Source organism: Streptococcus sp. Marseille-Q4154, assembly GCF_916700545.1.
Taxonomy (GTDB): domain Bacteria; phylum Bacillota; class Bacilli; order Lactobacillales; family Streptococcaceae; genus Streptococcus; species Streptococcus infantis_I.
In genome coordinates this window covers 970,910-991,418 of the sequence record NZ_CAKAKN010000001.1, presented here as the reverse complement: position 1 = coordinate 991,418, position 20,509 = coordinate 970,910, and the positions used below count along the sequence as shown (strand labels likewise).

At 38.1% G+C, this 20,509-nt stretch carries 20 protein-coding genes; 17 read left to right on the top strand and 3 right to left on the bottom strand.

The window, feature by feature from the left end:
- Nucleotides 1-140 precede the first annotated feature (140 nt).
- From LG369_RS04995 to LG369_RS04980, 4 genes are all read left to right on the top strand, one after another.
- Nucleotides 141-1,184, top strand: coding sequence for an SPFH domain-containing protein (locus tag LG369_RS04995; RefSeq protein WP_225750458.1), 1,044 nt, complete (start codon nucleotides 141-143; stop codon nucleotides 1,182-1,184).
- Nucleotides 1,185-1,449: 265 nt separating this feature from the next.
- A complete protein-coding gene (locus tag LG369_RS04990; protein WP_004252581.1) occupies nucleotides 1,450-1,737 on the top strand; it encodes a hypothetical protein in 288 nt (95 codons plus the stop codon).
- A complete protein-coding gene (locus LG369_RS04985) occupies nucleotides 1,734-2,375 on the top strand; it encodes a hypothetical protein (protein WP_225750457.1) in 642 nt (213 codons plus the stop codon). Before LG369_RS04990 ends, LG369_RS04985 begins: the two co-directional genes overlap by 4 nt.
- On the top strand, nucleotides 2,376-2,831 hold the full coding sequence (locus LG369_RS04980; protein ID WP_025170560.1) for a hypothetical protein: 456 nt from the start codon (nucleotides 2,376-2,378) through the stop codon (nucleotides 2,829-2,831).
- Between the two features lie 83 nt (nucleotides 2,832-2,914).
- Here the strand turns inward: LG369_RS04980 and gdhA are convergent, their stop codons facing one another.
- A complete protein-coding gene (gene gdhA, locus LG369_RS04975; protein ID WP_225750456.1) occupies nucleotides 2,915-4,261 on the bottom strand; it encodes an NADP-specific glutamate dehydrogenase in 1,347 nt (448 codons plus the stop codon).
- A 228-nt stretch (nucleotides 4,262-4,489) separates the two neighbouring features.
- Here gdhA and LG369_RS04970 point away from each other — a divergent pair, with 228 nt between their 5' ends.
- The 6 genes from LG369_RS04970 to LG369_RS04945 all read left to right on the top strand — a co-directional run bounded on the left by LG369_RS04970 (nucleotide 4,490) and on the right by LG369_RS04945 (nucleotide 9,576).
- Complete coding sequence (locus tag LG369_RS04970) at nucleotides 4,490-5,425, top strand: dihydroorotate oxidase (RefSeq protein WP_004252587.1); 936 nt, start codon at nucleotides 4,490-4,492, stop codon at nucleotides 5,423-5,425.
- 32 nt (nucleotides 5,426-5,457) lie between these two features.
- Nucleotides 5,458-6,495 (top strand): DNA polymerase III subunit delta, encoded by a 1,038-nt coding sequence (gene holA / locus LG369_RS04965; RefSeq protein ID WP_225750455.1) that lies wholly within the window; start codon nucleotides 5,458-5,460, stop codon nucleotides 6,493-6,495.
- Nucleotides 6,496-6,564: 69 nt separating this feature from the next.
- Nucleotides 6,565-7,170 (top strand): superoxide dismutase, encoded by a 606-nt coding sequence (gene sodA, locus LG369_RS04960; protein WP_225750454.1) that lies wholly within the window; start codon nucleotides 6,565-6,567, stop codon nucleotides 7,168-7,170.
- 156 nt (nucleotides 7,171-7,326) lie between these two features.
- The gene (locus LG369_RS04955; RefSeq protein WP_225750453.1) at nucleotides 7,327-8,235 is read left to right on the top strand and encodes a LysR family transcriptional regulator; all 909 of its coding nucleotides are present in this window, start codon (nucleotides 7,327-7,329) and stop codon (nucleotides 8,233-8,235) included.
- A complete protein-coding gene (lspA, locus tag LG369_RS04950; protein WP_070459565.1) occupies nucleotides 8,232-8,693 on the top strand; it encodes a signal peptidase II in 462 nt (153 codons plus the stop codon). Before LG369_RS04955 ends, lspA begins: the two co-directional genes overlap by 4 nt.
- A complete protein-coding gene (locus LG369_RS04945) occupies nucleotides 8,683-9,576 on the top strand; it encodes an RluA family pseudouridine synthase (RefSeq protein ID WP_225750452.1) in 894 nt (297 codons plus the stop codon). Before lspA ends, LG369_RS04945 begins: the two co-directional genes overlap by 11 nt.
- Nucleotides 9,577-9,600: 24 nt before the next feature.
- Here the strand turns inward: LG369_RS04945 and ffh are convergent, their stop codons facing one another.
- On the bottom strand, nucleotides 9,601-11,166 hold the full coding sequence (gene ffh, locus LG369_RS04940) for a signal recognition particle protein (RefSeq protein WP_225750451.1): 1,566 nt from the start codon (nucleotides 11,164-11,166) through the stop codon (nucleotides 9,601-9,603).
- An 11-nt stretch (nucleotides 11,167-11,177) separates the two neighbouring features.
- Entirely contained in the window at nucleotides 11,178-11,510 is a 333-nt protein-coding gene (locus tag LG369_RS04935) for a putative DNA-binding protein (RefSeq protein ID WP_225750450.1), read from the bottom strand.
- A gap of 153 nt (nucleotides 11,511-11,663) precedes the next feature.
- On the opposite strand from LG369_RS04935, the gene rnc reads away from it, so the two are divergent.
- The 7 genes from rnc to ftsY all read left to right on the top strand — a co-directional run bounded on the left by rnc (nucleotide 11,664) and on the right by ftsY (nucleotide 20,492).
- A complete protein-coding gene (gene rnc / locus LG369_RS04930) occupies nucleotides 11,664-12,362 on the top strand; it encodes a ribonuclease III (RefSeq protein ID WP_225750449.1) in 699 nt (232 codons plus the stop codon).
- Nucleotides 12,353-15,892: a chromosome segregation protein SMC gene (gene smc / locus LG369_RS04925; RefSeq protein WP_225750448.1), complete on the top strand. Its 3,540-nt coding sequence runs from the start codon at nucleotides 12,353-12,355 to the stop codon at nucleotides 15,890-15,892. The genes rnc and smc overlap by 10 nt, the downstream gene beginning before the upstream one ends.
- Before the next feature lie 89 nt (nucleotides 15,893-15,981).
- Complete coding sequence (locus LG369_RS04920; protein ID WP_225750447.1) at nucleotides 15,982-16,641, top strand: trimeric intracellular cation channel family protein; 660 nt, start codon at nucleotides 15,982-15,984, stop codon at nucleotides 16,639-16,641.
- Nucleotides 16,642-16,820: 179 nt separating this feature from the next.
- The gene (locus LG369_RS04915) at nucleotides 16,821-17,399 is read left to right on the top strand and encodes an HD domain-containing protein (protein WP_225750499.1); all 579 of its coding nucleotides are present in this window, start codon (nucleotides 16,821-16,823) and stop codon (nucleotides 17,397-17,399) included.
- A 121-nt stretch (nucleotides 17,400-17,520) separates the two neighbouring features.
- Nucleotides 17,521-18,312, top strand: coding sequence for a Cof-type HAD-IIB family hydrolase (locus LG369_RS04910; RefSeq protein WP_225750446.1), 792 nt, complete (start codon nucleotides 17,521-17,523; stop codon nucleotides 18,310-18,312).
- Nucleotides 18,312-19,130, top strand: a complete 819-nt coding sequence (locus LG369_RS04905) for a Cof-type HAD-IIB family hydrolase (RefSeq protein ID WP_225750445.1) — start codon at nucleotides 18,312-18,314, stop codon at nucleotides 19,128-19,130. The genes LG369_RS04910 and LG369_RS04905 overlap by 1 nt, the downstream gene beginning before the upstream one ends.
- 3 nt (nucleotides 19,131-19,133) lie before the next feature.
- Complete coding sequence (ftsY, locus tag LG369_RS04900; RefSeq protein ID WP_225750444.1) at nucleotides 19,134-20,492, top strand: signal recognition particle-docking protein FtsY; 1,359 nt, start codon at nucleotides 19,134-19,136, stop codon at nucleotides 20,490-20,492.
- Nucleotides 20,493-20,509 lie beyond the last annotated feature (17 nt).

Genomic DNA, 20,509 nt, shown 5'->3' with positions numbered 1-20,509 from the left:
AAGTCTCAATTTGCTTGATATAACCTTTAATAATTTGAGTTGCCTTTTTAATAACGAGATTATATAATATAAATATAAGTATAAGTAAGAAAATATGATTTGATTGATTATAATTTTTGGAAACTATAAAAGGAGAAACCATGGCTTTAAAAATGTTTGATGTTATTCGGTACGAAGGAGAAAATACCAGAAATATACTTGCTTGGAGACATCCTAAAACGGATATTAAATCTGGTTCAACATTAATTGTTAACCCTGGACAATGTGCAATATTATTTTCAAATGGGAAAGAATTAGCTAGATTTAATGCAGGAAAGCATAAGATTGAAATCTCTGATACACAGTTATTGGATGAATTTAAAACCTTTGTCAGTGGTGGTGTTTTACAGAATTCATCAAATCTATGGTTCGTAAATTTGTATGATTTACAACCCATTGGTTGGGGAACTCCTTCAGCTATTTTAGTACGAGATCCAGAGACTGATATTCCTGTCGAATTGAAATTACATGGAAATTTTGTTCCTCGAATTGTAAACTTGGAAGCATTTTTATTGGAATTTATGCCAAGTCAGCCTGATCTTATTACAGTAGATATTTTTCAAAAACGCTTTAGGCAAGCTACCATTGGACTAATTAGTTCAGCTATTTCAAAAGTTGTCTATAGTAATCAGATTGCTGTTATTGATATTGAAATGCACAGCAATGAAATTGGTTCTGAACTATCTAAGATTTTAGAGAATCAGTTCGATAAGTATGGTATTCGTATTGAAGAATTTAAGATTGAATCTCTAAAAGTTAATCAAGGATGTCAGGGATATAAAGATATTTTCAAATTCCATAAACAAATTGTAGATGCTAAAATTAAGACTACAAGTCGAGATATCGAAGGATTTAACTATCAGGAGGAGCGAAAATTTGATATTCTAGAAGAAGCAGCGAAAAATGAAAATTCTGATGGAAAACTAATGGGTGTAGGTATGGAAGTTGCTATGGGTCTTGGAATAGGAGCCAAACTTAACAACCTTGTAGGAAATATCGAAGGACTTAACCAAGCTAATAATAGTTCCGAACAGAATCAATTCGATTCAAGTAAAGAGGATGCTTTAGCTAAGTTCTGTAGTCAGTGTGGGGCTGAATTTTCTGAAGAAGCTAAGTTTTGTTCTAATTGCGGTCAACCTAGATAAAGTTTAAATTTTAAAATAAAATGTGGGATGAAATATACATATGTCTTAAAAATCTTTATAATATTTTGATTCTATCAAGTTTCTAATCCCAATCATTAGCTTATTTTGGGAGTTCTGTTTCTTTCAGAGTTCCCATTTTTTATACTGATACATATGTATTCTTTGTTTGAACATTAAATTTATGAAATTGTATCAATGTAGAAGGAAAATTAGAAAAACTAGACAGTTAAACAGTTAGGAAATTTATTATAGGAGGATATTGTGAATGTATCAAGTATTTCGTTTATTAAGTATACTTTTTATGGGATTAACAAGTGCAACATTTTTTATTTCACTATTGATTGCAACTCTATTTCTAGGATATGGTAAGCCGATTTTCTCAATAGTGACACCTATTATTTTTTCTTTATCAGGTTTCTTTTTGTCTTCCTTTGCATTTTATAGCTTTGGTGTTTTAGAAAATATAAAAATTAAAGTCAAAGCTTTGGATGAGATATATAATGGGAAAGCTCTTTATAGAGAATATATAGCAACTAGAGGAGAAGATAGGTGAAACAGTATATTAAGAATAATTGGAAAGAAGTCTTTCATTGGTTAATTTCAAATATAGTAATACTCTGTTTTGTAGTTCTATCACTAGCTATCTTTGCTCTCGAAGATGAACCAACTAATGTTATTTTAAAAAATCTTGATTTTATACTCTTGGGGAAGGCTATCGGGATTCCTATTGTTATAAGTTTAGTGTTTTTAGCATTCCAAAATATTTCTTATGTCGTTATTGCCTTAATTATTTTATTCTTATTCCGAAAAACAATTAAAGATTCCTTTTCCTTGAAAAAGTTGAAACAAAAGAATCTACTTCAAATGCTTGTTTTAATTACTTTTTCATCACTTTTTGAACTAGTAAAATCCAGGGAATGGTCTATCCGATTTTTATTTCTTTTAATTCCTTGGTATTTGCTTAATTTGATTGTGATATTGATCCTAACTTACCGAGAATCAAAGAGAGAAGAGGAAATTAAGACACAAAAACAGATACAAGCATTATTCACCTTATTTGAAAAGCATAAGATTCATAAAAACACCTATCCTGTTATTTGTCCATCATGCAGTGGGGAGAATTTGCTTGACTTAGGTCAGGGTAAATCATGTGATTATTGTGGTGCATGGTTATCTAGAAAGGAAGTATAAATGAGACGCTATCGTTTAATGATATCAAAATTTGTTTATCCGCTAGTATCTTTCATTTGTATTGTCTCGGGATTGAAATTTTATCAGTCCATAGATAAGGAAATAAGATGGTTATTAGGAAAAAAAGAAGGATTACTTCACGATTTCTACTTTATGTGGCTTTTGATAGTTACAATTTTATTCATATTATTTTTCTTATTTATTGTCATATCATTTATTTTATTTTTAATACAACCAAGGATGAAACAATATAATAAAAGTTTGATGACAGTTCTTGAATTTGAAGAACTTGAAGAAGATGTTATAGAAACAAAGGGAAAAGTATTACAAGATCAATTATCTTATAGATTGTCAGCAAAACGGGCCTACTGTCCTAATTGTCATACATCAACAGATGGAGTAATTGGAACTAACTTAACTTGTGAAAACTGTGGTGAAACATTTATCGTTTCTTAATAAGAGTTTGATATACTTTATTTGAATATGATAAAAAGCAACAACTTAATAAGTTGTTGCTTTTTTGATAATGATCTTTATTTTTAAACAATACCTTGGGCAATCATAGCATTTGCTACGTTTTCAAAGGCTGCAATATTTGCACCTGCAAGGTAATCAGTACCAAGATCGTAAGTTTCTGCAGTTGTTTTAGCAGTATTGAAGATATTTGTCATGATACCTTGAAGACGAGTATCCACTTCTTCGCGAGTCCATGAAAGACGGAGACTGTTTTGGCTCATTTCAAGGGCAGATACAGCAACACCACCAGCATTGGCAGCTTTTGCAGGTCCGTAAAGGACACCATTTTCTTTGTAAACATGGATAGCTTCCAAGTTACTTGGCATGTTTGCTCCTTCAGAGACAACTTTCACACCTTGAGCTACCAAACGTTTTGCAGCATCACCGTCAATTTCATTTTGAGTCGCACATGGGAGGGCGATGTCGTAGTTGCCTGAGTAGGTCCATACAGAACCTTCATGGTAAGTAGCAGTTGGTTTTTCTGCAGCGTATTCAGTCAAACGAGCACGACGGTTGTTTTTCACATCTGTAAGAAGGTCAAAGTCGATTCCGTTTTCATCAATCACATAACCATTTGAGTCAGATACTGAGATCACAGTTGCACCAAGTTCAGTTGCTTTTTGGACTGCATATTGAGCAACGTTACCAGAACCAGAAATAACCACTTTCTTACCTGCAAAACTGTTTCCGTTTGCTTTGAGCATTTCTTCAGTGTAGTAAACCAAACCGTAACCAGTTGCTTCTGGACGAATCAAGCTACCACCAAATCCAAGAGGTTTACCAGTCAAGACACCAGCATCAAATTGATTGAGGCGTTTGTATTGTCCGTAAAGGTAACCAATTTCACGTCCGCCGACACCGATATCACCAGCAGGTACGTCAAGAGAAGGTCCGATGTATTTTTGCAATTCAGTCATGAAGCTTTGGCAGAAGCGCATCACTTCAGCATCAGTTTTGCCTTTAGGATCGAAGTCGGATCCACCTTTACCTCCACCGATTGGAAGTCCAGTCAAAACGTTTTTAAAGATTTGTTCGAAGCCGAGGAATTTCAAGATCCCTTGGTTTACAGTTGGGTGGAAACGAAGTCCGCCTTTATATGGTCCAACAGCAGAGTTAAATTGAACACGGTAACCACGGTTAACTTGAACTTTTCCATCACGGTCAACCCAAGGAACACGGAAAGAAATTACGCGCTCAGGTTCAGTGATACGTGCCAAGATGTTTTCTTCAATATACTCAGGGTGTTTTTCAAAAACAGGTTCCAAAGTGCTGAAGAATTCTTCAACCGCCTGGAGAAATTCAGCCTCATGCCCGTTACGAGCTTTTACAGTTTCAAACACGCTTTGGATATATTCTTTAGCAGATGTCATATCGTTCTCCTTTTTTTGTTGTCATATTTTATTACATGAGACATTATAGCAGAAAAAATTTTCAGTGTAAAGAAAAAAACATAAATTTTCTAAAAATTCTTTCAATTTGAATAAGCTAGTTTTATTAGTTGAATTAGAAACCTTTTTATAGGGTTAGTTTTATTAAAAGGCTCCTGCCAAAGTATGGTATAATAATAAAGAAATAATGGATTTTGGAGGAATAGAATCATGGTATCAACGAAAACACAGATTGCTGGTTTTGAGTTTGATAATTGCTTGATGAATGCGGCAGGTGTTGCTTGTATGACAATTGAGGAATTGGAAGGTGTCAAAAATTCAGCAGCAGGAACCTTTGTCACCAAGACTGCAACCTTGGAATTTCGTCAGGGAAATCCTGAACCACGCTATCAAGATGTTCCACTTGGTTCTATTAACTCTATGGGGCTCCCAAATAATGGTTTAGACTATTACTTGAACTACCTTTTGGAATTGCAAGAAAAGGAACCAAATCGTACCTTCTTTCTCTCTTTAGTTGGGATGTCTCCAGAGGAAACTCATACCATCTTGAGGAAGGTTCAAGAAAGTGATTTTCGTGGTTTAACCGAACTCAATCTCTCATGCCCAAATGTTCCAGGTAAGCCTCAGATTGCCTATGATTTTGAAACAACAGACCGTATCTTGTCAGAAGTCTTTGCCTACTTTACAAAACCTCTTGGAATTAAGCTTCCACCTTATTTTGATATTGTTCACTTTGACCAGGCAGCAGAAATTTTCAACAAATATCCACTCAAATTCGTCAACTGTGTCAACTCTATTGGAAATGGTCTTTATATAGAAGATGAGTCTGTCGTGATTCGTCCTAAGAACGGCTTTGGTGGAATTGGTGGAGAATACATTAAACCAACTGCACTTGCCAATGTCCATGCCTTTTATCAACGCTTAAATCCTCAAATTCAAATCATCGGAACTGGTGGAGTGCTCACAGGGCGTGATGCCTTTGAACATATCCTATGTGGTGCCAGCATGGTACAAGTAGGAACTACTCTTCATAAAGAAGGTGTAGGTGCTTTTGAACGTATTACAAAGGAACTCAAAGAAATTATGACGGAAAAAGGATACCAAAGCCTAGAGGATTTCCGTGGAAAATTGAATTATATGGATTAAACAGAAGCTAAATTAAAAAGAAAGGAGAATAAATGCTAGCCATAGAAGAAAGTCGAAAGCTATCCTTAGCAAACCTTCCTAGTTTGACCCTGTTTACAGGGGCAGATCAAGGCCAGTATGACGTCATGAAAGCACAAGTTCTTAAGCAAATCGGGTACGACCCTGCAGATTTGAATTTTGCTTATTTTGACATGAAAGAAGTAGACTACAATAGCTTGGAACTTGAGCTGGTCAGTCTTCCTTTCTTTGCGGATGAAAAAATTGTGATCCTAGATCACTTTGTGGATATTACAACTGCTAAAAAACGCTATCTAACTGATGATGAGCTCAAGGCCTTTGAAGACTATCTGGAAAATCCTGTACCCTCAAGTAAATTAGTAATCTTTGCGGAAGGCAAGTTAGATAGCAAGAGACGCTTGGTCAAATTACTCAAGAGAGATGCAACTGTGTTTGAGGCTCTTGAACCTAAAGAGCAAGAGTTGCGAGCCTATTTTCAAAAGTGGACTCAGGAACAAGGACTTACTTTTGATGGAAATTCCTTTGAACAGTTGCTTATCAAATCTAGTTTTCAATTCAGTGAAATTCAGAAAAACCTGCTCTTCTTACTGTCTTATAAGGATAGTGGTTTGATAACAGAAGAAGATATTGTTGAAGCCATTCCAAAGACTTTGCAGGATAATATTTTTGATTTGACCCAATTAATATTAACTAAGAAAATTGATCAGGCACGAGATTTAGTTAAAGATTTGACCTTACAGGGTGAAGATGAGATTAAACTGATTGCCATTATGCTGGGGCAGTTTAGACTCTATACACAGGTAAAAATATTGCAAGAGTCTGGTCAGACAGAATCACAGATGGTCAGCGGTTTGGGGCACTATCTTGGTCGCAATCCGAATCCCTATCAAATCAAATTTGCCCTTCGTGACACGCGAGGATTGTCCCTGAATTTCCTACAAGATTCTATTCGTTATCTCATCCAGGCAGATTATCAAATTAAGACTGGTGTTTACGAAAAAGGGTACTTGTTTGAGAAAGCTTTATTGCAGATTGCGAGCCAGTCAAATTGAGCAAATAACTTGAAAAAAAAGGTTGTTTGCGTTATCATTTTTATATAGAAAGAAAAAGAGGTATTACAGATGGCTATTATCTTACCAGATCTTCCATACGCTTACGACGCCTTGGAACCATATATTGATGCTGAAACAATGCATTTACACCATGACAAACATCACCAAGCATATGTAAATAACGCAAATGCAGCTCTTGAAAAACACCCTGAAATCGGTGAAGACCTTGAAGCTTTGCTTGTAGATGTTGAATCTATCCCTGCAGATATTCGTCAAGCTCTTATCAATAATGGTGGTGGCCACTTGAACCATGCTCTTTTCTGGGAATTGATGACCCCTGAAAAAACAGCTCCTTCAGCAGAACTTGCAGCAGCAATCGATGAAGCTTTTGGTTCATTCGAAGAATTCCAAGCAGCTTTCACTGCAGCAGCAACAACTCGTTTCGGTTCTGGATGGGCATGGTTGGTTGTTAACAAAGAAGGTAAGCTTGAAGTGACTTCAACAGCAAACCAAGACACACCAATCTCAGAAGGTAAGAAACCAATCTTGGGCTTGGACGTTTGGGAACATGCCTACTACGTGAAATACCGCAATGTTCGTCCTGACTACATCAAAGCTTTCTTCTCAGTGATTAACTGGAACAAAGTAGACGAGCTTTACGCAGCAGCTAAATAATCGCATTTGATAACACCCCTTTTTAGTTGGATTTTGGGTCTAGCTTTAAAGGTGTTTTTTTGTTTCCTTTTTTAGAAGTAACTGTCTCATGATTTTCCTTTGTTGGATAGGCTTTATTTATGGTATAATGATAAGATAGAAAACGAAGGAGAAATCATGAATATTCAACAATTACGCTACGTTGTTGCTATTGCAAATAGTGGTACTTTTCGTGAAGCGGCTGAGAAAATGTACGTTAGCCAACCCAGTCTATCTATTTCTGTAAGAGACCTGGAGAAAGAGCTAGGATTCAAGATTTTCCGTAGAACTAGTTCAGGGACATTTCTTACTCGCCGTGGAATGGAATTTTATGAAAAGGCACAAGAGTTGGTTAAAGGATTTGATATTTTCCAGAACCAGTATGCCAATCCTGAAGAGGAAAAGGATGAGTTTTCAATAGCCAGCCAGCACTATGATTTCTTGCCACCGACTATCACAACTTTTTCTCAACGGTACCCAGACTATAAAAATTTCCGTATTTTTGAATCTACAACTGTTCAGATTTTGGATGAAGTAGCCCAAGGTCATAGTGAGATTGGGATTATTTACCTCAACAATCAAAACCAAAAGGGGATCATGCAACGGGTTGAAAAGTTAGGTCTTGAAGTGATTGAGTTGATTCCTTTCCAGACGCATATCTATCTGCGTGAAGGACATCCCTTAGCTAGGAAAAAAGAGTTGGTTATGGAGGATTTGGCAGATTTACCAACAGTTCGATTCACGCAAGAAAAGGATGAATATCTCTATTACTCAGAAAACTTTGTGGATACAAGTGCCAGCTCTCAGATGTTTAACGTAACAGACCGTGCTACTTTAAATGGAATTCTTGAAAGAACTAATGCTTATGCGACTGGTTCTGGATTCTTAGATAGCGATAGCGTTAACGGAATCACCGTTATTCCACTAAATGATAATCTCAATAATCGCATGGTTTATGTTAAACGTGAAGAAGTAGACTTGAGTCAAGCAGGGACTTTATTTGTAGAGGTCATGCAAGAGTATTTTGATCAGAAGAGGAAAGCATGAAAAAAAGAGGAATAGTAGCAGGGATTATAGCAGCCTTAATCGTGTTAGATCAATTGGTAAAAGCTTATGTCGTTCAGAATATTGCTCTAGGTGAAGTTAAATCATGGATCCCAAATCTAGTTAGTTTAACCTATCTGCAAAATAGGGGAGCAGCTTTTTCTATGCTTCAAGATCAACAGTGGTTTTTTGCGGTGATTACTCTAGTAGTTATGGCAGGCGCTATCTGGTATTTGCACAAGCATATAGAAGATTCCGTCTGGACAGTCTTTGGATTGGTTCTGATTATTGCAGGTGGTCTTGGAAACTTCATTGATCGCATTAGCCAAGGATTTGTCGTGGATATGTTTCACTTAGACTTTATCAATTTTGCGATTTTCAATGTGGCTGATAGTTATCTGACAGTAGGGGTCGTTGTGTTATTGCTTGCAATGCTAAAAGAGGAAATGAATGGAAATTAAAATTGAAAGAGGCGGGATACGCCTAGATAAGGCTTTGTCAGATTTGACAGAATTGTCTCGTAGTCTCGCCAATGAACAAATCAAGTCTGGTAAAGTCTTGGTCAACGGCCAGGTCAAGAAAGCCAAATATACAGTCCAAGAAGGAGATATGATCACTTATCAAATTCCCGAACCAGAGGTTTTGGAGTATGTTGCTGAAGATATTCCTTTAGAAATCATTTATCAAGATGAAGATGTAGCAGTAGTCAACAAACCTCAAGGCATGGTTGTTCATCCAAGTGCTGGTCATACCAGTGGTACCTTGGTGAATGCCCTTATGTATCATATCAAAGACTTATCAGGAATCAATGGTGTGCTGCGCCCAGGAATTGTCCACCGTATTGATAAGGATACATCTGGGCTTCTCATGATTGCTAAAAATGATGAAGCTCACATGGCCCTGGCTCAAGAATTGAAAGACAAGAAATCTCTCCGAAAATATTGGGCTATCGTTCATGGGAATCTTCCAAATGACCGTGGTGTCATTGAGGCACCGATTGGTCGTAGCGAAAAAGACCGTAAGAAACAAGCTGTGACTGCCAAAGGGAAACCAGCAGTGACACGTTTCCATGTCTTGGAACGCTTTGGTGATTATTCTTTATTAGAGTTGCAACTGGAAACAGGGCGAACTCATCAAATCCGTGTGCACATGGCTTATATCGGTCATCCTGTCGCTGGTGATGAGGTATACGGTCCTCGTAAAACACTAAAGGGACATGGGCAATTTCTCCATGCTAAAACGCTAGGATTTACCCATCCAAGAACGGGTGAAACACTGGAATTTACTGCTGATATTCCAGAAATATTCAAGCAAACCTTGGAGAAACTTAGAAATGAACAATAAAAAAGGACTCAATTGAGTCCTTTTTTATTTGCGTTTTTTCTTAGCTTTTTTCATTTTGTTGGCCATACGTTTCATGGATTGCTTCATAGCAAATTCACCGATTTTACCCTTGAGACCTCCACCAAGCATCTGGCTCATATCCGGCATTCCGGCTCCTCCAAGAGCAGACATATCCGGCATACCACCTTGTCCCATCATTCCTTCAAGAGCTGACATATCCATGCCACCAGGCATATTTTTAGGAAGGTTGTTAGGGTTGATGCCCATTTGCTTCATCATCTTGTTCATATCACCAGACATAACACCTTGCATGAGTTGTTTAGCTTGGTTAAAGTCTTTGATGAACTTGTTGACATCGATAAAGGTATTACCAGAACCAGCTGCAATACGACGACGACGGCTTGGAGTGAGCAAATCTGGATTTTCACGTTCTTCAGGAGTCATAGATGAGACGATGGCACGTTTGCGAGCAATTTGTTTTTCATCCACCTTCATATTTTGAAGGGCAGGATTGTTGGCCATACCAGGAATCATCTTGAGCAAATCTTCCATTGGCCCCATGTTTTGCACCTGATCCAACTGATCGATGAAATCATTGAAATCAAAGGTGTTTTCCCGCATCTTTTCAGCCATTTCAAGGGCTTTTTGCTCATCGTATTCTTGGGAAGCTTTCTCAATCAGAGTCAGCATATCTCCCATACCAAGAATACGGCTTGCCATACGGTCAGGGTGGAAGGTTTCAATGTCGGTAATCTTTTCACCAGTACCAGTGAACTTGATTGGTTTTCCTGTGATATGACGAACAGAAAGGGCCGCACCACCACGAGTGTCCCCGTCAATCTTGGTAAGGATGACACCGGTAACTTCTAATTGAGCGTTAAATTCTCGCGCAACGTTAGCAGCTTCTTGACCAATCATGGCATCGATGACGAGAAGGATTTCATTTGGTTGAGCAAGAGCTTTAACATCACGAAGCTCATTCATGAGAAGTTCGTCGATTTGTAAACGACCGGCTGTATCAATCAAGACATAGTCGTTATGGTTGGCTTTAGCTTGCTCCAAACCTTGGCGAACAATCTCCACTGCAGGAACTTGAGTTCCAAGAGCAAAGACAGGAACATCAATTTGTTGTCCCAGTGTTTTCAATTGGTCGATAGCAGCAGGACGATAGATGTCGGCCGCAATCATTAAAGGACGAGCATCCTCTTCTTTTTTGAGTTTGTTGGCAAGTTTACCTGCAAAAGTTGTTTTACCAGCACCCTGCAAACCAACCATCATGATAATAGTTGGGATTTTTGGAGACTTGATAATCTCAGCTGTATCAGAACCAAGAACTGCCGTCAACTCTTCATTAACAATCTTGATGATTTGTTGAGCTGGATTGAGGGTGTCAATGACTTCATGCCCAATGGCACGTTCACGAACTTTCTTTATAAAGTCCTTAACCACTGGCAAAGCAACGTCGGCTTCTAAAAGAGCCAGACGAATTTCCTTGGTTGCTTCTTGGATATCACTCTCTGTGATTTTTCCTTTTTTACGTAGATTTTTAAAGACGTTCTGCAAACGTTCTGTTAAATTTTCAAATGCCATATTTATTCCTCTTATTCTCTATTATCAATACTTGTTAAAATCTCAACTTGCTCTTGGAGAAAAGGATCTTCTGGATAGCGCTCAATGATCTGATCAAAAATCTGACTGCGAACAATGTAGTCAGAGTACATATGAAGTTTCATCTCATAATCTTCCAGAATCTTTTCCGTTCGTTTGATATTATCATAAACAGCCTGACGACTGACACCGAACTCTTCTGCAATTTCAGCTAAACTATAGTCGTCTGCATAGTAGAGCTCGATATAGTTCATCTGCTTATCAGTCAAAAGGGCTGCATAAAATTCAAACAGAGCATTCATTCGATTGGTTTTTTCAATTTCCATATGATTTATTATACCAAAAAATAGCCTGAACTGCTAGTAATGGATTGATTTTAAACACAAGTCAGAAAAAGGACTTTTAACGGTTATTTTCTGACTATGATTCTATTTTTTGGTATAATGGAGTGTATTATAATGTTTTAGAAAGAGGTTCTTATGAGAGAATTAGAAACCGTGTTAGAGCAACGTTTTGGGCTTGTTTTTTCAGATAAACAATTACTTGAAACAGCTTTTACTCACACTAGTTACGCCAATGAGCACCGCCTCTTAAAAATTTCACACAATGAACGCTTGGAATTTTTAGGAGACGCTGTTCTGCAATTATTGATTTCAGAATATCTGTACCAAAAATATCCTAAAAAACCAGAAGGTGACCTGTCTAAACTCCGTGCCATGATTGTACGTGAAGAGAGTTTGGCTGGTTTTGCCCGTGATTGCCAGTTTGACCAGTTTATCAAGCTAGGAAAGGGAGAGGAAAAATCTGGAGGCCGTAATCGAGATACCATCTTGGGAGATGCTTTCGAAGCCTTTTTGGGTGCCCTGCTTTTAGATAAGGATCTACTTACAGTAAAAGAGTTTATCTACCAGGTCATGATACCGAAGGTTGAGGCTGGTGATTTTGAGATGATTAAAGACTACAAGACTCATCTCCAAGAATTACTCCAAGTCAATGGTGATGTTGATATTCGTTATCAGGTCATTTCAGAGATCGGACCTGCCCACGATAAGATGTTTGAGGTTGAAGTTCTTGTCGAAGGTCAAAGTTTAGGTAGGGGTCAAGGACGATCTAAAAAATTGGCCGAACAAGAAGCCGCTAAAAATGCAGTTGAGGAAGGACTGGATTCATGTATTTAAAAGAAATTGAGATTCAGGGATTTAAGTCCTTTGCTGATAAGACCAAGGTTGTTTTTGACCAAGGAGTAACAGCGGTTGTAGGACCCAATGGCTCTGGAAAATCTAACATCACAGAAAGTTTACGCTGGGCTCTTGGGGAATCCAGTGTCAAAAGTCTTCGTGGTGGGAAGATGCCTGATGTTATCTTTGCAGGGACAGAAAGTAGAAAACCATTAAACTATGCTTCTGTAGTCGTTACTCTAGATAATCAGGACGGTTTCATCAAGGATGCAGGACAGGAAATCAAGGTGGAGCGTCATATCTATCGTACTGGGGATAGTGAATACAAGATTGATGGGAAAAAAGTCCGTCTTCGTGATATTCATGATCTTTTCTTAGATACCGGACTTGGGCGCGACTCCTTCTCTATTATTTCTCAAGGGAAGGTCGAAGAAATCTTTAACTCCAAACCTGAGGAACGTCGCGCTATTTTTGAAGAAGCGGCGGGAGTTTTAAAATATAAAACTCGTCGCAAAGAGACGGAAAGTAAACTGCAACAAACTCAAGACAATTTAGACCGCTTGGAAGATATCATCTATGAGTTAGACAATCAAATCAAGCCCTTAGAAAAGCAAGCAGCAACAGCTCGTAAATTTATGGACTTGGACAGTCAGCGTAAAGGTATTTACTTGGATGTTCTGGTTGCACAAATTCAAGCCAATAAGGCTGAATTGGATCTAACAGAAGAAGAATTAAACCAAGTCCAAGAACTGTTGACTAGTTATTATCAAAAACGCGAGTCACTAGAACTTGAAAATCAATCTCTTAAGAAGCAGAGACAAGATTTACAAGCAGAGATGGCTAAAGATCAAACTAGTTTGATGGATTTGACTGCTCTAATCAGTGATTTAGAACGGAAATTGGCCTTGTCTAAACTGGAGACAGAGCAGGTTGCTCTCAATCAACAAGAGGCTCAAGCTCGTTTAGCTAGTTTGGATGAAAAGAGAAATGCTCTTATTCAAGAGAAGGAAGAAAAAGAAGCAAATCTCAGTCAGTTAGAAGCAAATCTAGCAGTCAATACCAAGGAGCTCAATCGTTTAGAAGCTGAGTTGTTAGCTTTTTCTGATGATCCTGATCAGATGATTGAGCAACTGCGTGAGCGCTTTGTTGCTTTCTTGCAGGAAGAAGCAGATGTCTCTAACCAGTTGACACGGATTGAAAATGATCTTGAAAATAGTCGCCAACAGACTCAAAAGCAAGAAGAACAATTGGAGTCCTTGAAGGAACAATTAGCTTCTGCTAAGTCTAAGGCTAGTGAGCAAGAAACTGCTCTTAAATCAGCAAAAGAAAAAGTACAGACCTTACTTGCAGACTATCAGACGCATGCTAAACAGGAAGAAGAACAAAAGCAGGCTTATCAAAGTCAGCAAAATCAACTCTTTGACCGTTTGGATAGTCTGAAAAACAAACAGGCCAAGGCGCAAAGTCTGGAAAACATTCTTAAAAACCACAGTAATTTCTATGCGGGTGTTAAGAGTGTTCTACAAGAAAAAAATCGCCTGGGTGGCATTGTCGGAGCGGTCAGTGAACATTTAACTTTTGATGTTCGTTATCAGACAGCCCTCGAAATTGCCCTCGGAGCAAGTAGCCAACATATCATCGTTGAAGACGAACAGGCAGCGACTAAGGCTATCGACTTCCTTAAGCGAAACCGAGCTGGTCGCGCGACCTTCCTGCCTTTAACAACTATTAAGGCTCGTAGCATTTCTAGTCAGAACCAAGAGATGATTGCTGCAAGTCCAGGTTTTCTTGGCATGGCTGATGAATTGGTTACTTTTGATGCTAAGCTTGAAGCTATTTTTAAAAATTTGCTAGCTACAACAGCTATCTTTGATACAGTTGAGCATGCGCGTGATGCAGCTCGCAAGGTACGTTATCAGGTTCGAATGGTAACCCTCGATGGTACAGAATTGCGAACAGGTGGTTCTTATGCTGGTGGTGCCAATCGTCAAAATAACAGTATTTTCATCAAGCCTGAATTGGAGCAATTGCAAAAAGAGATTGCTCAAGAAGAAAAGCTCCTTGGTCAGGAAGAAGAAAATCTGAAATCTGTTCAAGTAGCCTTGAATGAACTTAGTCAAACTTTGGAAACTATTAAATTCCAGGGAGAGCAAGCTCGTATTCAGGAACAAGGTTTGTACCTTGCTTATCAACAAACTTACCAACAAGTCGAAGAACTCGAAACACTTTTAGAACTTCAGGAAAAAGAATTAAACAATCTCAGAGGTGGAGATTGGCAAACTGAAAAAGAAAAATGCCAAGAACGTCTTGCAGTTATTTCAACTGAAAAGCAAAAGCTGGAGTCTGAGATTGAAGAAATCAAGTCCAATAAAAATGCTATCCAGGAACGTTACCAAAGCTTGCAGGATAAAATTTCTCAAGAACGTCTTCTCAAAACAGAAATGATAGGGCGAAAACGTTACGAAGTTGCAGATATTGAACGGATTAACAAAGAGCTTGAATACCTTGATATGGAGCAAGATGAAATCGAACGCCTTCTCCAAGAAAAGGTAGACAATCTTGAAAAGGTTGATACGGAACTTTTGACCAAGCAGGAAGCAGAAGCTAAGAGTCAGAAGGAAGAAATTCAACAAGGGCTTATTCGTAAGCAGTTTGAGCTGGATGATATTGAAGGTCAATTGGATGATATTGCTAGTCATTTAGAACAAGCTCGTCAGCAAAATGAAGAATGGATTCGTAAGCAAACACGTGCAGAAGCAACCAAAGAGAAGATTACGGACCGCCTTCGCTATCTTCAAGGTCAACTGACTGAAGAATACCAGATTAGTTATACGGAAGCTTTAGAACAAGCCAATCCGTTAGAAGATTTGGCTGTCGCTGAACAAGAGGTCAAGGATTTAGAAAAATCTATCCGCTCACTTGGTCCAGTCAATTTGGATGCTATTGAACAGTTTGACGAAGTTCACGAACGCTTGGAATTCTTAAATAGTCAGCGTGATGACATTCTTTCTGCCAAAAATCTTCTTCTTGAAACTATTACAGAGATGAACGATGAAGTGAAGGAACGGTTTAAATCAACCTTTGAAGCTATTCGTGAATCCTTCAAGGTGACCTTCAAGCAGATGTTTGGTGGTGGTCAAGCGGACCTAATCCTTACCGAGGGGGATTTATTGACAGCAGGTGTTGAAATCTCTGTGCAACCACCGGGCAAGAAAATCCAATCTCTCAACCTCATGAGTGGTGGAGAGAAGGCCTTGTCAGCTTTGGCTCTGCTTTTCTCAATTATTCGTGTCAAGACCATTCCATTTGTTATTTTGGATGAAGTAGAGGCTGCACTTGATGAAGCTAACGTTAAACGCTTTGGAGATTATCTCAATCGATTTGACAAGGATAGCCAGTTTATCGTTGTTACCCACCGTAAGGGAACCATGGCAGCCGCAGACTCTATTTATGGAGTAACTATGCAAGAATCTGGTGTTTCTAAGATTGTCTCTGTTAAACTAAAAGATTTAGAAAATATGGATGCTTAGTTTGTTTTCAATATAACATTTCAAGCTAGAGCATGTAGAATGACCTTCAAGAAGTCGGAAAGGTTACAAAAATAAATTGAGGAGCTTACATGGATTTTGACCTATTCCTAATGATTTGTAATTATATTGGGACTATAGCCTTTGCGGCGTCAGGAGCCATCAAAGGATTTGGTAAACGTTTAGATATTTTTGGAATTAGTTTATTGGCAATTGTAACGGCAGTAGGCGGGGGTATTTTAAGAGATTCTATTATCAGTCGTTTTCCATCCGCTCTCGCAGATCCTGGACCGATTTATGTCTCTATTCTTGTAGCTGTTATTATGTATGCCTTTGTGACATCAAAACAAGCCAACGCTAGTCAAGAAAAAAAATTCTATAAGTGGCTGAGAGAAGCTTATCTTATCTTTGATTCGATTGGTTTAATCATCTTTTCCTTGATTGGAGCTACCGCCTTAGCTGATAGTAAAATGAACTTGATGTCTGCAGGGATTTTGGCCTGTTTAACAGGTGCTGGCGGAGGTATCATCCGAGATCTCTTGATTAATGAAGTCCCAAGTGTTCTAAAAGAGGACATCTATGCCCTTCTATCTTTTGTAATTGGCGTTATTTATTACTGGTTGGCCTTTGTCCTTCACTTTCCAAGAATCACTGCTTTTATCATTCTCTCAATTGTCGGTTTTGTGATTCGACTCTGTATTATTAAGTTTAAGCTCTCTTTGCCAAATATGGATAAAAAGACTTGGAATTGATTGATGGTAGGAATGTTCAATCACTCGATTGATAAATATTTGATAAATTACAAGTTTAATCAGGCGTCTAATCTCATATGGATTAGGCGCTATTTTATTTTTGCAAATACGGGAAATATTTGATGAAATTAATATTTTTTGGTATTATATCTAAAATTTTAAATAAGATAGGAGCTACAATGAGTAATTTAAAGAATTCAGTCGATTTTATTAAAGAAATAGAGAAGTTAAAGTCAGTAACAAGATTTAATAGAACTCTTGATGGAAGATTTGAAAATAGTGCCGAGCATTCTTGGCAAGGTGCTATAGCTGCTATAGTTCTTCAAGATTATTATCCTGAAAAGTTAAAAATGGAAAAAGTTATTTCTATGTTATTGATTCATGATTTAGGTGAGATTTATGCCGGAGATACTTGGGTTTTTGATGATAAAAAAAAGGTTCATTCTCATGATAGAGAGTTAGAATCTATAGAAAAAACAATGAGCCTCCTTCCAGAAGAGAAATATTTGAATATGAAAAATTTGTGGTTGGAATTTGAAAAAGGACAGAGTGCTGAATCAAGATATGCAAGAGTAATCGATGCATTGGTACCACTGATAAATCACTTAGAAGTGTCAGAATTAAATTATAACCCTGATAATATCACTGCAGACATGGTATTAGAAAAGAAAAAGTTCATAAAAAGTGAATCAGAAGAATTATGGAAACTGACGGAAGATTTGATTCAGAAAAGTGTGGAAAGGGGTTTATATTTATAATAACAATTGGCCCTACGGATAGATTTATAGAATACAAGGACGTGTCAATTCAGCACGTCTTTTTTTACTTTTTCTATGGTATAATAGAAGATAGATTTACAACTGGAGAATAGAAGGAATTATGATTAAACTAGTCGCAACTGATATGGACGGGACTTTTCTAGATGAAGCTGGCCAATTTGATATGGAGCGTTTAAAAGCTCTCCTCTCATCATACAAAGAGAGAGGTATCTATTTTGCTGTAGCTTCTGGTCGAGGCCTTTTGTCTTTAGAGAAACATTTTGCGGATGTTAAAGATGAAATTATTTTTATTGCTGAAAATGGGAGTCTGGTTCGTTTTCATGGACAAGACCTTTATGAAGCGACCATGCCTAGAGATTTTTACCTATCAACTTTTGAAAAGCTAAAGACTTCACCTTTTTTCGATGAGAAGAAGATGCTATTGACTGGTAAGAAAGCTTGCTATGTTTTAGATATTGTAGATGAAACCTATCTTATGTTTAGCCATCATTATAATGAAAATATCAAAAAAGTAGCCAGTCTCGAAGATATTACCGATGAGATTTTCAAATTCACAACCAACTTTACTGAAGAGACAGTAGAAGCCGGGGAAGCTTGGGTTAATGAACATGTTCCTGGTGTTAAGGCTATGACGACAGGATTTGAATCTATCGACATTGTCCTTGATTATGTGGACAAGGGAGTTGCGATTGTCGAATTGGCTAAGAAGTTAAATCTGGATATGGACCAAGTGATGGCCTTCGGTGACAATCTCAATGATCTTCACATGATGCAAGTTGTAGGGCACCCAGTCGCACCTGAAAATGCTCGCCCAGAAATTCTAGAACTTGCAGAAACAGTTATTGGTCATCATAAAGATCAATCAGTTATCGCTTATATGGAGGGGTTATAATGGCAGATATTAAATTAATTGCCCTAGACTTGGATGGAACCTTGCTGACGACAGACAAGAAATTAACTGATCGTACCAAGGCGACTTTAAAGGCTGCGCGTGAACAGGGTGTCAAAGTAGTCCTAACAACTGGACGTCCTCTCAAGGCTATGGATTTCTTCCTTAAAGAGCTTGGAACAGACGGCCATGATGACGAGTATACTATCACATTCAACGGTGGATTGGTTCAGAAAAATACAGGTGAGATTCTTGATAAGACAGTCTTTTCAATTGATGATGTGACACGTATTTACGAGGAAACTGATAAACTAGGCATTCCTTTAGATGCAATTTCAGAAGGAACAGTTTACCAAATTCAGTCTGACCAAGAAAGTTTATATGCTCAGTTTAACCCAGCTCTAACTTTTGTTCCAACTACTTTTGAAGATTTGTCTAGTCAGGTAACATACAATAAATGTGTGACTGCCTTTCCTCAGGAGCCTTTGGATGCAGCTATTCAGAAGATTTCACCAGAATTATACGATCAATATGAAATTTTTAAATCACGTGAACTCTTGCTAGAATGGTCACCAAAGAATGTTCATAAGGCGACAGGATTATCTAAACTGATTGAACACCTGGGAATTGACCGAAGTCAGGTTATGGCTTGCGGAGATGAAGCTAATGACCTTTCGATGATTGAGTGGGCCGGTCTCGGTATCGCTATGCAAAATGCTGTTCCGGCAGTTAAAGCTGTGGCAAATGTGGTAACACCAATGACTAATGACGAAGAAGCTGTCGCCTGGGCAATTGAAAAATATGTACTGAAGGAGAACTAAAGAATGGGATTATTTGACCGTTTATTTGGAAAAATAGAAGAACCTAAAATCGAAGATGTTGTCAAAGAAGCTCTAGAAAACATTGATTTATCGGATGATAGCGAGCAAACTGAGACGCTAGAATCCGAAAATATTGAAGTCAAAGAGCAAGATGGGACTGTCGTAGTCGAAGAAAATGATGAAGGCTTATTTGAAGCAGAGGTTGACGAAGAAACTATTGTCGAATCAGTTGACGAAGTGAAGGTTTCTCAAGAAGAGTTAAATCAAGTCCAAGAGGCAGATAGTCCTCAAGAGGAATCGACTCATGTTGAAGAGATTCCTTCAAATGATAGTGACGACGAAGAAATTGTTCAGCCTCAATCAGACGAAGCAGAAACAGAGTTTTTTGAAGAAGAGGAAGCAAACCAAGCAATCGAAGAAACTCCTCAAGTGCAAGAGACTGAACAAGATAAATATGACCGTAGTCTTAAGAAAACGCGTACTGGATTCGGTGCCCGTTTGAATGCTTTCTTTGCAAATTTCCGCTCAGTCGATGAAGATTTCTTTGAGGAACTAGAAGAGCTACTTATCATGAGTGACGTTGGTGTGCAGGTGGCTTCAAATCTTACGGAAGAATTGCGTTATGAAGCCAAGCTTGAGAATGCTAAGAAACCTGATGCCCTTCGTCGTGTTATCATCGAAAAATTGGTGGAGCTATATGAAAAGGACGGCATTTATAATGAAAATATTAACTTCCAAGATGGATTAACGGTTATGCTTTTTGTTGGAGTTAATGGGGTCGGGAAAACAACTTCAATTGGTAAATTAGCTAATCGATACAAACAAGCTGGTAAAAAGGTTATGCTTGTTGCTGCTGATACCTTCCGTGCGGGTGCGGTTGCTCAGTTAGCAGAATGGGGACGTCGTGTAGATGTTCCTGTCGTTACTGGTCCTGAGAAGGCAGATCCAGCTAGTGTTGTCTTTGATGGAATGGAACGAGCAGTAGCAGAAGGCATTGATATTCTCATGATTGATACGGCTGGTCGTCTGCAAAACAAAGAAAACTTAATGGCAGAATTGGAAAAGATTGGTCGTATCATCAAACGCGTAGTGCCAGAAGCACCTCATGAAACCTTCCTAGCTCTTGACGCATCAACTGGTCAAAATGCTCTTGTACAAGCTAAAGAATTCTCAAAAATTACTCCTGTTACAGGGATTGTCTTAACCAAGATTGATGGAACTGCCCGAGGTGGGGTTGTTCTTGCTATCCGTGAGGAACTCAATATCCCTGTTAAGCTAATTGGTTTTGGTGAAAAAATCGATGATATCGGTGAGTTCAACTCAGAAAACTTTATGAAGGGCCTTCTAGAAGGTTTGATATAAAAGAAAATCCTGCAAGA

What these genes read in the sequence shown, in the direction of transcription:
- LG369_RS04910 (WP_225750446.1), top strand. Translation starts at nt 17,521, where the DNA reads ATGATTAAACTAGTCGCAACTGATATGGACGGGACTTTTCTAGATGAA.
- LG369_RS04980 (WP_025170560.1), top strand. Translation starts at nt 2,376, where the DNA reads ATGAGACGCTATCGTTTAATGATATCAAAATTTGTTTATCCGCTAGTA.
- LG369_RS04905 (WP_225750445.1), top strand. Translation starts at nt 18,312, where the DNA reads ATGGCAGATATTAAATTAATTGCCCTAGACTTGGATGGAACCTTGCTG.
- ftsY (WP_225750444.1), top strand. Translation starts at nt 19,134, where the DNA reads ATGGGATTATTTGACCGTTTATTTGGAAAAATAGAAGAACCTAAAATC.
- rnc (WP_225750449.1), top strand. Translation starts at nt 11,664, where the DNA reads ATGAGAGAATTAGAAACCGTGTTAGAGCAACGTTTTGGGCTTGTTTTT.
- LG369_RS04945 (WP_225750452.1), top strand. Translation starts at nt 8,683, where the DNA reads ATGGAAATTAAAATTGAAAGAGGCGGGATACGCCTAGATAAGGCTTTG.
- sodA (WP_225750454.1), top strand. Translation starts at nt 6,565, where the DNA reads ATGGCTATTATCTTACCAGATCTTCCATACGCTTACGACGCCTTGGAA.
- LG369_RS04990 (WP_004252581.1), top strand. Translation starts at nt 1,450, where the DNA reads ATGTATCAAGTATTTCGTTTATTAAGTATACTTTTTATGGGATTAACA.
- LG369_RS04935 (WP_225750450.1), bottom strand. Translation starts at nt 11,510, where the DNA reads ATGGAAATTGAAAAAACCAATCGAATGAATGCTCTGTTTGAATTTTAT.
- LG369_RS04970 (WP_004252587.1), top strand. Translation starts at nt 4,490, where the DNA reads ATGGTATCAACGAAAACACAGATTGCTGGTTTTGAGTTTGATAATTGC.
- LG369_RS04920 (WP_225750447.1), top strand. Translation starts at nt 15,982, where the DNA reads ATGGATTTTGACCTATTCCTAATGATTTGTAATTATATTGGGACTATA.
- holA (WP_225750455.1), top strand. Translation starts at nt 5,458, where the DNA reads ATGCTAGCCATAGAAGAAAGTCGAAAGCTATCCTTAGCAAACCTTCCT.
- ffh (WP_225750451.1), bottom strand. Translation starts at nt 11,166, where the DNA reads ATGGCATTTGAAAATTTAACAGAACGTTTGCAGAACGTCTTTAAAAAT.
- LG369_RS04915 (WP_225750499.1), top strand. Translation starts at nt 16,821, where the DNA reads ATGAGTAATTTAAAGAATTCAGTCGATTTTATTAAAGAAATAGAGAAG.
- LG369_RS04955 (WP_225750453.1), top strand. Translation starts at nt 7,327, where the DNA reads ATGAATATTCAACAATTACGCTACGTTGTTGCTATTGCAAATAGTGGT.
- gdhA (WP_225750456.1), bottom strand. Translation starts at nt 4,261, where the DNA reads ATGACATCTGCTAAAGAATATATCCAAAGCGTGTTTGAAACTGTAAAA.
- smc (WP_225750448.1), top strand. Translation starts at nt 12,353, where the DNA reads ATGTATTTAAAAGAAATTGAGATTCAGGGATTTAAGTCCTTTGCTGAT.
- lspA (WP_070459565.1), top strand. Translation starts at nt 8,232, where the DNA reads ATGAAAAAAAGAGGAATAGTAGCAGGGATTATAGCAGCCTTAATCGTG.
- LG369_RS04995 (WP_225750458.1), top strand. Translation starts at nt 141, where the DNA reads ATGGCTTTAAAAATGTTTGATGTTATTCGGTACGAAGGAGAAAATACC.